The 14,057-nt window shown below is 57.0% G+C and carries 11 protein-coding genes and 1 pseudogene; 5 read left to right on the forward strand and 7 right to left on the reverse strand.

The window, feature by feature from the left end:
• Window positions 1-3 precede the first annotated feature (3 nt).
• On the forward strand, window positions 4-1,476 hold the full coding sequence (locus AWB68_RS28150) for an NAD-dependent succinate-semialdehyde dehydrogenase (protein WP_087647617.1): 1,473 nt from the start codon (window positions 4-6) through the stop codon (window positions 1,474-1,476).
• 63 nt (window positions 1,477-1,539) lie between these two features.
• Here the strand turns inward: AWB68_RS28150 and AWB68_RS28155 are convergent, their stop codons facing one another.
• The 4 genes from AWB68_RS28155 to AWB68_RS28175 all read right to left on the reverse strand — a co-directional run bounded on the left by AWB68_RS28155 (window position 1,540) and on the right by AWB68_RS28175 (window position 5,382).
• Window positions 1,540-2,676 carry a porin gene (locus AWB68_RS28155; protein WP_087647618.1) on the reverse strand — a complete coding sequence of 379 codons (1,137 nt, stop codon included), beginning with the start codon at window positions 2,674-2,676 and terminating at the stop codon, window positions 1,540-1,542.
• Window positions 2,677-3,280: 604 nt separating this feature from the next.
• Complete coding sequence (locus AWB68_RS28165) at window positions 3,281-3,769, reverse strand: Lrp/AsnC family transcriptional regulator (RefSeq protein WP_087647620.1); 489 nt, start codon at window positions 3,767-3,769, stop codon at window positions 3,281-3,283.
• A 46-nt stretch (window positions 3,770-3,815) separates the two neighbouring features.
• Window positions 3,816-4,541: a haloacid dehalogenase type II gene (locus AWB68_RS28170; RefSeq protein WP_087647621.1), complete on the reverse strand. Its 726-nt coding sequence runs from the start codon at window positions 4,539-4,541 to the stop codon at window positions 3,816-3,818.
• Window positions 4,542-4,656: 115 nt separating this feature from the next.
• Entirely contained in the window at window positions 4,657-5,382 is a 726-nt protein-coding gene (locus tag AWB68_RS28175) for a haloacid dehalogenase type II (RefSeq protein ID WP_087647622.1), read from the reverse strand.
• A 296-nt stretch (window positions 5,383-5,678) separates the two neighbouring features.
• Between AWB68_RS28175 and AWB68_RS28180 the strand changes: the two genes are divergently transcribed.
• The 3 genes from AWB68_RS28180 (at window position 5,679) to lhpH (ending at window position 9,231) form a co-directional block, all read left to right on the forward strand.
• Entirely contained in the window at window positions 5,679-6,599 is a 921-nt protein-coding gene (locus AWB68_RS28180; RefSeq protein ID WP_087647623.1) for a DMT family transporter, read from the forward strand.
• Between the two features lie 475 nt (window positions 6,600-7,074).
• Window positions 7,075-8,196, forward strand: coding sequence for a branched-chain amino acid ABC transporter substrate-binding protein (locus AWB68_RS28185; protein WP_087647624.1), 1,122 nt, complete (start codon window positions 7,075-7,077; stop codon window positions 8,194-8,196).
• 27 nt (window positions 8,197-8,223) lie between these two features.
• Window positions 8,224-9,231: a trans-3-hydroxy-L-proline dehydratase gene (gene lhpH / locus AWB68_RS28190; protein ID WP_087647625.1), complete on the forward strand. Its 1,008-nt coding sequence runs from the start codon at window positions 8,224-8,226 to the stop codon at window positions 9,229-9,231.
• A 177-nt stretch (window positions 9,232-9,408) separates the two neighbouring features.
• Here the strand turns inward: lhpH and AWB68_RS28195 are convergent, their stop codons facing one another.
• Window positions 9,409-9,801, reverse strand: coding sequence for a hypothetical protein (locus tag AWB68_RS28195; RefSeq protein WP_125483060.1), 393 nt, complete (start codon window positions 9,799-9,801; stop codon window positions 9,409-9,411).
• Between the two features lie 664 nt (window positions 9,802-10,465).
• On the opposite strand from AWB68_RS28195, the gene chrA reads away from it, so the two are divergent.
• Window positions 10,466-11,827 carry a chromate efflux transporter gene (gene chrA / locus AWB68_RS28200; RefSeq protein WP_087647630.1) on the forward strand — a complete coding sequence of 454 codons (1,362 nt, stop codon included), beginning with the start codon at window positions 10,466-10,468 and terminating at the stop codon, window positions 11,825-11,827.
• An 83-nt stretch (window positions 11,828-11,910) separates the two neighbouring features.
• Here the strand turns inward: chrA and AWB68_RS28205 are convergent.
• Window positions 11,911-12,661: pseudogene (locus AWB68_RS28205) on the reverse strand (DMT family transporter); the annotation flags it as partial.
• Between the two features lie 743 nt (window positions 12,662-13,404).
• Window positions 13,405-14,057: sensor histidine kinase (locus AWB68_RS28215; RefSeq protein WP_087647628.1), on the reverse strand; the 653-nt coding region annotated here is incomplete at its 5' end.

A 14,057-nucleotide genomic window follows, 5' to 3' on the forward strand; every position in this document is an offset into this window, starting at 1 on the left:
AGCATGGAACTGAAACTGAAACGTGAAGAGCTTCTGCGCCGGCAGAATCTGATTGGTGGCGAATGGACCGATGCCGTGAACGGTGCGCACTATTCGGTCGCCAACCCAGCCACCGGCGGCATCATCGCCGAAGTTGCGAACAGTACCAAAGCGGACGCGCGTGCTGCCACTGACGCGGCGGCGAAAGCGGCAGATGCATGGCGTGAACGCTTGCCTCGGGAGCGTGCAGAAATCCTCAAGCGCTGGCACGCGCTGATTGTCGCTAACACCGATGACCTCGCAGCAATCATGTCGATGGAGCAAGGGAAACCTTTGGCTGAAGCCAAAGGCGAAGTCGCCTATGGCGCGTCATACGTCGCATGGTTCGCCGATGAGGCGACTCGCATCTACGGCGACCTGATTCCGCAGCAGCAGCGGGGCAAGCAGATGCGTGCCATCAGAGAGCCGATGGGCATCGTTGCAGCAATCACCCCATGGAACTTCCCGCTCGCGATGATTGCGCGAAAAATAGCTCCGGCACTGGCCGCTGGATGCACGGTGGTCGGCAAGCCGGCGGAAGACACGCCGCTGACGGCGCTCGCGCTCGCGGCGCTTGCCCAGGAGGCTGGCGTTCCCCCCGGCGTGCTTAATATGCTAAGTGCCTCCCGTGACCAAGGTATCGAAGCCGTCGGCGATTGGCTTGCTGACGACCGGGTCCGCAAAATTACTTTCACCGGCTCCACGGCTGTTGGCAAGTATTTGGCCCGCGAGTCGGCCGGTACATTGAAGAAGCTCTCGCTCGAGTTGGGCGGCAACGCTCCGTTCATCGTCTTCGACGATGCCGACCTGGACGCCGCAGTGGTCGGTCTCATGGCCGCGAAATTTCGCAATGGCGGCCAGACCTGTGTTTGTCCGAACCGCATTTACGTGCAGGCTGGCGTGTTCGACAAGTTCGCGGAACTGCTTGCTGCACGAGTGGGCGCATTGAAAGTTGCTCCCGCCACCGACCCGCAAGCGCAAATCGGGCCAATGATTAACGCGAAGGCCATCGACAAGATTGACCGGCATGTCAATGATGCAGTGTCGAAGGGGGCGAAGGTCCTGACCGGCGGCAAGCGCCTGACGGAAATGGGCCCGAATTACTATGCTCCGACTGTGCTCGCGCATGCGACTAACGAGATGCTCGTCACGTGCGAAGAGACCTTCGGTCCTGTAGCACCGTTGTATCGCTTCGAGTCAGAAGAAGAGGCCATTCGCCTGTCCAACGACACGCCGTTCGGCCTTGCCGCGTATTTCTACACGCAGGATATGCGGCGTGCCGAACGTGTGTCACGTGCCCTCCAGGCCGGCGTGGTCGGATTGAACGAAGGTGCAGTAGCAAGCGAAGCCGCTCCGTTCGGTGGCGTGAAGGAATCTGGCTACGGCCGAGAAGGGTCGAAGTATGGCCTCGAGGACTACCTGTCCATCAAATATATCTGCCAGGGCGGTCTCGACTAAGTCGTACCGTCATTGCAGAGAGGCCATCGTCCTGAACGGATGATGGCCCCTTTTCTTGGCAGCTTAGAACGAGTGGCGGATGCCGACCCGTACAACAACCTGATTGTCGGTGCTCGATGGCGTCACAAATGCCAGCGCAGCAACTGCGGGCTTCCCGGTCGAGTCCGTTCCGATGGCATGTTCCCACGCAGCGATGGTATAGAGCACGGTCCGCTTTGACAGGTCATACTCCGCACCAAGGTTCACCTGACTATATTTCGCCGACTCTGCCTTCGTATAGTTATAGGCTGCCCCGACCATAACTGCGGGTGTGATTCTGTACGTAGCATTGGCCTCGATGCTGTTGAATGTGGCGGTACCGGAGAACGGCGTGGAACTGGTAGGGACCACATCCTCGAAGCGCGTGTTCGTGTAGAGCACGCCAAAGACTGCGTTACCAACTGAAATGTTCGCACCACCGCCCGCAATCTGTAGGGTGTGTGCCGACACGTAACCGCTGAAGGTCGGGTTCGTAATCGGGTTCGTGAATGTCGTGCCCGCGACCGGGGACGCCGTCGCGTCGTAGAGTGAGGTCGCTGGGTTGTTCAGTCGAAGCAAAGCCGCTGCCGCCGTGACTGGACCGCCTGTGTAGGTCAGACTCAACCCCTCGCCGCGGCCCTGCGAGAAGTTTCCGGCCACACCCCCAAGGCTTAATAGAGCGCCGAATTTGAAGCCTGCTAATACTGGCGTGTAGTACTTGATGGTGTTGCTGACCGAATAGTCCCCCCAAACGTTGTCTACGTCTCCCGCCCGACTCGTGAGGACGCCACCGAACTGCAGGGAGGAAGCGAGCGGCATGAGGGAGTCGGCAATGAGGTCATACTGGCGCCCCAGTCGGATGCTACCGAATGGGCCGTTTAACGCTACGTAAGATTGACGACCAAACAGGCGTCCGCCATTTCCAAACTTTCCCGTGTTGATATCAAACCCGCTTTCGAGAACCGCTACCGCGCTTAATCCACCGCGTAATTCCTCAAACGTTCGAAAACCCCATTTACTGCTGCCCCGCCCCCCATTGACCATTTGGTAGTTGTGCGCCCCAGCCTGGTTGTTCGTGAATGAAAAGCTGTCGTCGACCACGCCGTAAAGTGTTGTAGAGCTTTGTGCCATACTATTCGCAGTGAAAAACAGTACTGCTAAACTAAGAACTTCTCTTTTCATTTGTCCCCTCTGGTCGGCTGAAGAATGTGCACGCTGCGATGGAATGTATCGTCTGCATCCGAAAGCGACCAATGTTGTCGCAAGGGACGAATACGAATTCGTTCTGCATTGGCAGAGGCCAGTATTCACTCAAGTATTTTTGACACCAATCGACGAAACGTAGGAAAGCATGTTCCATCGATTGGAGGTTTCGTACGCAAGGGGAAGAGAGCAAACGCAGCAGGTGGCAAGTCCACAGCCGCGAGGTTGTGGTACCTCGCGGTGAACCTTGGTTCAGTCATGCAACCTGTCAAGGGGATGAGGCGCACCATTTCCTGAAAGCTGTTGTTCGCCCAAAGTCTACGTGGTAACCCAGGGACATCACGGCCCTGTGACTCAACAGGCACCGGTCATCGCCGGGCCATCGCAAATCTTGGTCCGCGTTAATATCGCGGGTGACGCCAACTTGCCACAAGAGCTTTGCCGCTCTTTCGGACTTGATGCCAAACAGACGAGCAACGTGATGCATGTCGAACCAAGCTGCATCCTGGTCGAGTCTTCCGAGGAGAGTTCTACTGGTGGTCGCGCAGACATACTGTACCGTCGTCATCGTTCCAATGCTCCATTAGTCGTCTTCCGAAAGCAGTTTGTCGAGCGGCACCGCCTGCTTTACAAAGGGCGACCGAATGACGATGTAACTGAAGTACTTCTCGATTCCGAGGTTGCGGTCTACCAGCTTTTCGATGATTTCTTGGTAATGACCGATATTCTTGACGATGGACTTCAGCAGATAGTCGTAGCCGCCACTGACCAGGTGACACTCCGTAATTTCTTCAAAGTCGCGTAGGTTCGCTTCAAAGCGCGTGAAATCCTCGCGTCGATGGTCGTGAAGCATGATTTCGGTAAACACCGTCACCGTGCTAGTCAGTTTTGCGAGGTTGAGACGTGCTCCATAGCCAGAGATGATGCCGGCTGCTTCGAGGCGCTTTACGCGCTGCAGGCATGGACTTGCGGACAAACCGACGGCGCTCGCGAGGTTCGCGTTCGTCATGTTGCCGTTCTTCTGGAGCTCGGCAAGAATTTTGATATCAGTCCGGTCTAGCTTTTGTCGCATATCGTGCGTGTTCGAATTGGCTGGTGTCAATCGAAGGGGCCGTACACTATTCGCGTGCCAGGTCCTCATGGTGCGCTTTGACCAACTGCGCCATGCTTGTGAACTTGTAGTCAACCGAAGGCTCGACGGAGTACTTCAAGTTCGCGCCAGACCCACGCTGCTCATAACGCCGCTGAATCCAGCATGAGCGAAGGCCCATCTCACTCGCAGGTTCATGGTCGTGATAGACACTATCGGCGACGTGCAGTGTATCGCCCTTCGAGATACCCATCCCCGACAGCGTCGTGAACAGATACTCGAAGTTGTTCCGTGACGGCTTGTATGAGCCGACATCCTCCGCCGTCACGATTGCGTCGAAGTGGACAGCGAGCTTCTCGTTGGTCGCCCGGAAGCTGCGATTGTCCACGTTAGATACAACAATGAGCTTGAAGTATTTCTTCAGATACTGAAGCGTGCTCGCCGAGTCCGGAAATGCGGGCCAGTCGCCAATCGACGCGCCGTACGCTACCGCTTCGTCCCACTTATACGGCACGTTCCACCCTTCAGCGAGTCGTTTGAAGACGACTTGAAGGAGCCGGTCGTAAGGCATAGCCGGGGTGACCTTCTGCTGATGCGCTTCATGGCGAGCGTGGGCCTCGAGGATTTCGTCCCGTGAGAGTGGTACGGTCGCTCGAGAAGCCAACTCTGACAAACCTGATGTGATACCGGACTCCCAGTCGACGAGCGTCCCATAGCAATCAAATGTGAGTGCCTTGAAATCCGTCAAAGCCACAACGCCCCCTATGTTTCAGTCGCTTGATACTTAGTTCAATCCAGAGCAAACGTCTCATCCACACCGGAATCTCGCGAGCGACAAAAGTCGCCGCTGCTGACGAGACACCATTGTCTTACTTCTTGGCCAGCGCTTCTTGGTGCGCCTTCGCGAAGTCCATCATGCTGTTGAAGCGGAAGTCGATGTTCGGCTGCGAACCCGGGTTCATCGTCGCCCCGAAGCCCGACTGCGAGTGACGTCGGTAAATCCAGCAGGACGCCAGACCGAACTCGTTTGCGGGCTTGTGGTCGTGGAAAAGACTCTCAGCGGTGTGAAGGATTTTCTCCTTCTTGATGCCGCGGTCACCGAGCTTTTCGAGCATGTATTCGAAGTTGCGCGGCGACGGCTTGTAGGAGCCCACGTCTTCCGCCGTGATGATGGCGTCAAACTCGACCTTCAGTTTCGCATTGCTGTAGGTGAAGCTCTCGTTGTCGATGTTCGACAGAATGACGAGCTTGAAGTGCTTCTTCAGGTATTGCAGGGCTTCGGCGCTGTCCTCGAATGCCGGCCAATTCTGCACCGAACGGCCATAAGCCACGCACTCTTCGTGGGTGAACGACAGACCCCATTCTTCCGCAAGACGCTTGTAGACGATGGGCAGCAACTCCTGATAGCGCTTCGCCGGGGTGTACTTCTGTTGCGACGACTCGTGACGCGCGTGTGCCTCGAGAACCTGGTCGCGAGTAAGCGGCGGCTTCACCCGCTCGAGCAGGGGTTTCAGTCCTTGGAAAATGCCGGTTTCCCAGTCAATCAAGGTGCCGTAGCAATCAAAGGTAAGGGTGTTGAAGTCGGTCAGTTCCACGGTAACTCCTTCTCAGATGTCCATGATGGAGAACACAGTGTATTGAGCCCGCGCGGCAATCAGAACTTATATCTGTTGACCGAACAGCAAGTTCCACCGACTAAGGGCGATTCGGCAGCAGGTTCTGCTGCCGGTCCTGAATCATTCACTTGGGCAGGTGTTTACCCTTATTCCGCGCTACATCGAAGGTGCAGGGTCTCTACGCGACATACGAAACGCCGACCTCGATTCTCTATTCAGAGACGGAAGACAGCAGCGAGTGACTGCTGCACATTCAGGCGATTTGGAGAAGTGAGATGGCTGTACTCGGTGTCGCGATTACCGTCCTGATGTGGAGCACGTTAGCAACGAGCGTCGACCTCCTGCACGGAACGCCGACGTTGTTTGTCAACGGCGTTGCGCTGACTATCGGTGGGCTCATCGGCGTGCCATGGGCGCGGCACTGGAAACTACCACTGGGGCTCTTGGTCTTGGGTGCGGGCCTGATGTTCGCCTACCACGTTGTCTACTTCTACGCTTTGCAACTAGGCGACCCGATTGGCGTCAGCCTTCTGCACTATCTATGGCCGATACTAATCGTTTGCATTTCCGATTTCGCTTCTTCTCGCGAGAAGCGGCCGCGCGCTTTGTATGTCAGCGCTCTGCTCGGATTCGGCGGAGCCGCCGCGGCGTGCTGGGCCGTTCAGAACGGGCACTACGCACCAGTTCTACTCGACGGCAATGTGCTCCAGGAAATGGTCGCTTACGTCCTTGCTCTGCTTTCAGCTTTCGCCTGGGCAGGTTACTCAGTTCTCGGCAAGCGCTACAGGAGCATTTCAAGCCATTCCGTTGGTGCATTTTCACTTCCAGCAGGTCTAGCCTGCCTTGCGCTACACTTCTCCACGGGACAACTTCCCGCTATGACACCGCAGGATTGGCTAGTTCTCTTGTACATGGGTTTGGGCCCTATGGGGTTGGCGTTCTACCTCTGGGACTACGGCATGAAGAAGGGCAACACGAACACGACCACTGCGTTGAGCTACGCTACACCCGTGCTCTCGACCATCTTCCTTGCTCTACTCACTAGGCAACCGCTGTCAGTGACATTGTGGTTAGGCGTTGCAATGGTCACGGTCTCCATCGTGCTCGCTCGTCCAAACGGCAAAGCTCGCGAATCCCCGGATGGCCTTGATACGGCAGAGGTAGCAACCAAGCACGCGATGTCACGAAAGACATGATGAACGCCTGTAACTCGTGCAGAGTGAAATTTCCGCGTTTGCGCGAATGGCCTCATCTCAAGAAAATGAAGGTCTTTCTTTTTGTTTTGGAATGACTTTGTCATTCAACGAAAAATCGCTTTTGCATCTCTAGATAGGTCCGCTTATACGCGATTGACGCAACGATTGGCTGATGATTAAAAGAAAATCGACACCTGTCGCGCTCCCAGTCCGCCGACGGCCAGCTTCGAGGGCGACAGGTCAATAATTGCTGGAGAATCGGATATTCCGCCCGTAACGCATAGATGCTTCGTCAACGCTAGGGTGCTCGCTCAAAAAATAGTCGGACCGCCAAAATGAGCTTGTGGCCCGTCCAACTTCTGACCGCATCCTCTCCAAAATCGTCAGTGGGCCGGTAATTTCCTACTTTCGATATGTTGTCCAGACGGCAAAGCCCGGTTAGTCTTGTCGCTCACGGTCAACTCTCGGAGACATCATGCGCCGCGTCAATATAACAATGACTGTGCTAACAGCTGCCGGCTTCATCGCATCTGCTCACGCACAAACGGTCGTCACAATCGGTCACTCGGCTCCGCTCACCGGCCCGCAGGCCCCGAACGGCAAAGACAATGAAAACGGCGCACGCCTCGCAATCGAGGAGCTGAACAAAACCGGCGTCACGGTCGCCGGCCAGAAGGTGACGTTCAAGCTGGACTCCGAGGACGACCAGGCCGACCCGAAAATCGGCGTTCAAGTAGCACAGAAGCTCGTCGACAGCGGTGTGGTCGCAGTCCTGGGACCGTACAACTCTGGCGTAGCCATCCCGGCATCGCGCGTCTATAACGCTGGCGGCGTTTCACTTCTCCCAGTTGCGTCGAATCCGGCTCTGACGAAGCAAGGCTTCAAGACCATCTTCCGTATCGGCGCCAGTGACGAGCAACTCGGCGGCACCATGGGCCAGTTTGCCGCCAAGACGCTGAAGGCAAAAACTGCAGCTGTCATCGACGACCGAACAGCGTACGGGCAAGGCGTGGCCGAGCAGTTCGTCAAAGAAGCCAAAGCGAACGGAATCGAAATCGTCGACCAGCAGTTCACCAATTCGTCGGCAACCGACTTTCTCGGCATTCTCACCAGCATCAAGTCGAAGAATCCTGACGTCATCTTCTTCGGTGGGTATGCGTCGCAAGGCGCTCCAATGGCCAAGCAGATGAAAGCACGTGGCCTGCGTGCCAAACTTCTCGGCGGCGACGGTATCTGCTCGGCCGACATGGGCAAGGTGGCGGGCGAATCCGCATCCATCGTATACTGCGCACAGGGCGGGACTGCGCTCGACAAGACTCCAGCTGGCCGGGAGTTCCTGCAGAAGTACAAGGCAGCGTACAACACGGACACGCAGGTGTACGGTGTCAGCTACTATGACGGCGTGAAATTGCTCGCCGATGCGATGGTCAAGGCAGGAACGACGACCGACAAGGCAAAGCTCGCGGCTCAACTGGCGAAGACCGACTACAAGGGCGTCGCCGGCACTTACACCTTCGACGAGAACGGCGACCTGAAGGGTGCACCGACGACCGTGTATGTCATCAAAAACGGCCTTCCTGTGCCGTACGGCCAGTGAAGTCAACAGGGTAACTGCTGAGCGCACATGAAAATCACGCGGACTATTTCGACAGTTGAAGTTCATACCGGAGGCGAGGCGTTCCGCATCGTCACGAGCGGGCTTCCGCGCCTTCCGGGTGACACGATTGTTAAACGTCGTGCATGGCTGAAGGAGAACGCCGATGAAATACGAAAGGCGTTGATGTTCGAGCCACGCGGTCACGCTGACATGTACGGCGGCTACCTGACTGAACCGATTAGTCCCGCCGCCGATTTCGGCATCATCTTCCTCCACAACGAGGGCTATAGCGACCACTGCGGACACGGCGTTATCGCACTGTCTACTGCAGCGGTCGAGTTGGGCTGGGTCCAGCGCACGATTCCCGAGACTCGCATTGGCATCGACGCGCCTTGCGGCTTCATCGAAGCATTCGTTCAGTGGGACGGGGAACATGCCGGCAACGTTCGCTTCGTGAACGTCCCGTCGTTCATCTGGAAGCAAGACGTCACCGTCGAGACGCCGTCATTTGGGACGGTCAAGGGCGATATCGCCTTTGGCGGGGCTTTCTACTTCTACACCGATGGCGCTCCTCATGGACTCGAGATTCGTGAGTCTTCGGTTGAAGACCTCATTCGGTTCGGCGCTGAGGTGAAGCAGGCTGCAAACAAGGCGTACCCGGTAGAGCATCCGGACATTCCGGAAATCAACCACATCTACGGCACCATCATTGCCAACAAACCGCGGCACGAAGGCTCTACGCAAGCCAATTGTTGCGTGTTCGCGGACCGTGAAGTAGACCGTTCACCGACCGGCTCCGGCACCGGCGGACGCGTCGCCCAGCTTTATCTGCGCGGCGAATTAGGCAAAGACGAGACGCTCGTAAATGAGTCCATCATCGGCACCATTTTCAAAGGCCGCGTGCTCAGCGAAACCACCGTCGGCGACTTCAGGGCGGTCATCCCTGAGATTGAAGGCAACGCATATGTTTGCGGCTTCGCCAATTGGATTGTGGATGAGCGCGACCCCTTGACTTACGGGTTCCTTGTTCGATAATCGGCCCCTCGCAGTTCCATTTGGCGCATGCACCTGAGCAATTTGCCACGCGCTTTTTTCGCGCTGCTCAAGGCGAACACTTTCTAAGTTACGCCCGGTAGCCTTGCCGCGAGAAAATCGCCATAATCGGTCGGGTCTGCGGTGTCGAAGCGCGTCGCCTTTAGAGACGCCGCTCATCTACCGCGGCAGCGCGATGAGTTCAGCACACGCAGCTCTGACATCGCTTGCAAACAAATTAGGTTTCTCCGCACGCAGCTTCTCGTAGCCCGCTATCGTTTCTTGCTCGCGCCACCAGCCCTGCTCCCAATCAGATTCGAAGCCAGGGGGGTCTCCGAGGCGGGCGCGCACCATTGCTTTGTAGGCAAAGAGCTTCGCTGGCGGAAGCATGCAGAACTTGCTGGCAAATCGGGCGTTCGCCGCGGCGGCCTGGATAGCTGCTACGCGGACGCCATCGCGCTCGTCCAGGCTTGCCGCAGTCGCGGTGTTTGTCACCAAGCAACAAGAGAATAGCAAGGACCGCCATCGGTGCATTTTTCGTATCCCGGTCTCATTCAGTGGCGTCAGGTCCAATACGTGTCCCGTGTTTTTAACGATAATATCGTGGGCGACACGACTCGAAGTTTGGAGGTACCCTGTGAGTCAAATCCCGCACAATCTCGACAGCGAGGCGCGAGCCGAACTTCTCTGCTATCTGGTCGTGTCTCAACTCACCGCACGTGCGCTTACGGGCACGTGGCTGTCTGCGCCCAACGTTATCGAGTCTCTGCGAATTTGGTTGCGTGCGAATAGTGCCGCAACGGATTGGGAGGACCGACTTGCTGTGGCTGGTGCTGCACAAGAGGTGGCTCGGTCATTGTCCATACGTTTCCCGTCGGATGAGCACTCGCTCGCGCAATTATTCTGCGTTGACCGTTGGCAACTGGACCACCGCTCGCCCGTGGTGCAGTCGGCGTACAGAGCATGCGTAGAGTATCTCGAGAAACGATGACAAAACCGCGGGGCGCATCTCGTGTAGCAGCCCATCGGCCGCCTGACGCCACTGCCAAGAGCACCCGCATGCATTCTGATACCGGGTTGGTGGGTCAATATGCCTGGTCCATTCGCCGCTGCGATGCGGCCACCAGGCGTGGCTTACGACGTGCTCTGACCTGATTGTGGCGAGCCTGCTCGGGCGCGGCGACTTGCTGAACATCCATTACTACCGCGCGTGGAGTATCAAGTGCAACAGACTCAGATGGCGCAAGACAACGAAATAAGCAACGAGCGCATCAATGCTGTCGAAGCCGTGAGCTTCGGTCAAGCGCTGTGCTATTGGCTCAAGCTCGGCTTTATCAGCTTCGGCGGGCCAGCGGGTCAGATTGCTATCATGCATCAGGACCTGGTCGAGCGGAAACGCTGGATTTCCGAGAAGCGATTCCTGCACGCATTGAACTATTGCATGGTACTTCCCGGGCCCGAGGCGCAGCAGCTCGCTACCTACATCGGTTGGCTAATGCATCGGACCTGGGGTGGCGTAATCGCAGGAGGTCTCTTCGTCCTGCCGTCGCTTTTCATACTGATAGGGCTATCTTGGGTCTACATGGCATTCGGCAGTGTTCCAGCCGTCGCAGGCGTGCTTTACGGCATCAAGCCGGCAGTCACGGCCATCGTCGTCTTCGCGGCGTATAGGATTGGCTCTCGCGCACTGAAGAACGCGTGGCTGTGGTCAATTGCAGCGGCAGCATTCCTCGCTGTCTTCGTAGCCAACCTCCCGTTCCCTCTCATCGTCCTGGTAGCGGGCATCATTGGTCACTTTGGAGGTAAGTACGCTCCATCCAGATTCGTGGTCGGCGGCGGACACAAGTCGGGCGACAAGGCGTTTGGCCCCGCACTCATTGACGACGACACGCCCACCCCTCGACACGCGCTCTTCACATGGAAGCGATTCGCTCTCGTGCTTGCGGTCTTCCTGCTGATATGGCTCGCGGCCATCGCGTCGCTTTCGCTCATGTACGGCTGGACGGGAACGCTTACGCAAATGGCCTGGTTTTTCACGAAAGCCGCTTTGCTCACTTTCGGGGGCGCGTATGCGGTGTTGCCGTATGTGTACCAAGGCGCCGTCGATAGCTACCACTGGCTTACCGGGTTGCAAATGATAGATGGCCTGGCGCTAGGAGAGACGACGCCTGGACCACTCATCATGGTCGTTTCCTTCGTCGGGTTCGTGGGTGGCTGGACCAAGGCTGTGTTCGGACCGGATGCAATCGTCGCCTCCGCTGTCGCCGCGTCCGTCGTCGTGACGTTCTTTACGTTCCTGCCGTCATTCTTGTTCATTCTACTCGGCGGTCCCTTCATCGAAACGACTCATGGCAATCTCAAATTTACTGCGCCGTTGACAGCCATCACTTCCGCCGTGGTGGGCGTCGTCGTGAACCTCGCCGTATTTTTCGCGCTTCACGTGTTGTGGCCACATGGCATGCAAGGCGGATTCGAATGGCCCTCATTGCTAATCGGTGTGGTCGCCGGTATTGCGCTGTTCCGGTTCAAGGTCGGGGTGGTACCGGTTGTGCTTACTTCTGGTCTTCTCGGACTCGCAATTAAACTGATTGTCTCCTGAGGTGCGTCTCACCTGCATCGGTCACCGATGCTGTCTACGCTGCGGCACGTCAGACGGCATCGGCCGTTCCTGTGTTTGACGCGTTAATGGATATGTCGGTGGTGAATATCGGGGAAATGCGCGTGCGCGTGGGTAATAGGGGCGTGCTGATGGGGATGCGTACGCGGTTCCTCTCCGTCCCACTAAAAATCGTGCGTGTGTTGATGGTGCTCATCGTGCCGGTGTCGATGGTTATGGTCCAGAACCTCGTGAGTGTGCGGATGCTCATGCCTCTCACGGATATGGAGCCAGATTCCCAGAGCCATGAGCACAGCCGCATTCCAGAAAGACAGTGATGGCACCTCGGGCCAGAGGAATAGCGACAAGGCGATGCCGAATATCGGGGCGACTGAAAAGTACGCGCCGGTTCGGGCGGTTCCGAGATTTCGCAGGGCGACAACAAAGAGAACTAGGCTGACGCCGTAGCCAGCGAAGCCCGTGACCATCGCGGCCGCTTTCTTCCCAACGCCGGGCAGATGTGCGCCGAGAATCAGCGCGATGCACAGATTGACTGAGCCGACGACAAAACCTTTCAGGCAGGCAATGGCCATTGCGTTGTTCGCCGAAACCTTGCGCGTCAAATTGTAATCGACAGCCCACGCAACGCAGGCTGCGAAACACGAGAAGCGCGCCAGACGAGACGCCAGTGGCGCCCGGCTGCCACGACAGCACAACGCCGCCCAGCACTATCGCGACCATCCCTAGAAATATCTGGAGGTCTACATTTTCGCGAAATACCACCCAAGCGATGACCGCGGTGAAAACGCCTTCGAGGTTCAGTAGCAGGGAACTCGAAGGGGTCTTGTGCAGACGTGCGTGCATCGCCCAGTGAGCGACGAACTTCGACTACCGAGGGCGATAATGAGCTGCCTCAGAGAGCCAAATCGACCGGACGGTCCCATCACTCCCTAGCTACCCTCCGCACAGTTTTGTGCCGCGATACGCGTTTTCTCCCCAATCAAGCACATCAAGGACATTGCTCGACTGCTACGCCGCGCGTAACTGACGAGCCCTCCGCGGCATGCTGAGTGACAGGTGAGTCCGAACACCCGGTCACCGGCTTAAGCTTTGCTTCCGGTTCGCCCATCTAGCATTTATCCCGCTAAGTCCGTTTTTTCGGCATAGGTTGGCGGGAGGATTCGAAATGAGCATGAGTCGCACTACTGTTGATATGCTACGCGCGTATCTAATGACCGCTTCGATGTTGGCCGTCTGTATCGACGGTGCAATTCTGCTTGCGGTTCTAGTCTTTCATGTTCCTGACTCTATCTTTGAAGGCTCATCGTTCCGGCTTATCTCGGTATGCACTCTCGTCGTTTCCACCATGGCAGTACGACATCGAGCCATGCGTGCCTTTCAGCGCGCCCTCGAATTCCGGCACGCCACCGACACTGGCTCCGGCTGCCCTGTGCTGGTTGATAGCAGTTGTCCCTCGTTTGCGCTCGTGGTTCTCTGCCTTCGGATGTCCCAGCGAGAGTTCCTCGTTCGGCCGTAGTTGAACGGCGCCGATGAGAATGCTGAAACGTACGCGGCGGTTCTCATGTCGGCACCGGTCGGCTGTTGTGAGAACCGGAGCCTCCAGACGAATCCGAGATATTGCTGGAGCTTGGGTCTACTGGAAAAGCGACGCGAACCCCAAGCCCTTGTCCGTTGAGGCCAGTCTCAAGCCTCATTTCACTTCCGCATCGGGCTGCAATGCGGCTGACGATAGACAGACCCAGTCCGCTTCCACTCGCCGTCGCTGACGCGCTCCTGAAAAATCGGTCTGCAAGACGGCTCATCTCTTCAGGGCTAACTCCTGGACCATCATCGCGAACTAGCAATCGGACAGACCGCGCATCTAGCCGCAGGTGGAACTCAACGGTCCCTTCCGTCTTCCCGTACTTAATCGCGTTATCCAGAAGATTGTCGACCAGCACACGTAGCAAACCCCGGTCTGCATAGACTTCGGCTCGCCCGTCACCGGTGATTGTCACACTTATAGACTTGTCGCTGGCAAGGTGCCGTCGAAAGGCAATCGCTTCAGCTATGACGTCACGAAGCGCAAACCTTGACATCTTCATTGCAGCTTCTTCATCGAGACGTGCGAGCAAGAGAAGCTGTTCTACAAGGTGAGTGCGTATTCCGGGCGAGCGTGACCAGTAATTCCGGATTATCGTGACCGGTGATTCCGGCATCGTGACCAGCATTT

Origin of the sequence: Caballeronia choica, assembly GCF_001544535.1 — a bacterium.
In the GTDB taxonomy this organism is placed as follows: Bacteria; Pseudomonadota; Gammaproteobacteria; order Burkholderiales; family Burkholderiaceae; genus Caballeronia; species Caballeronia choica.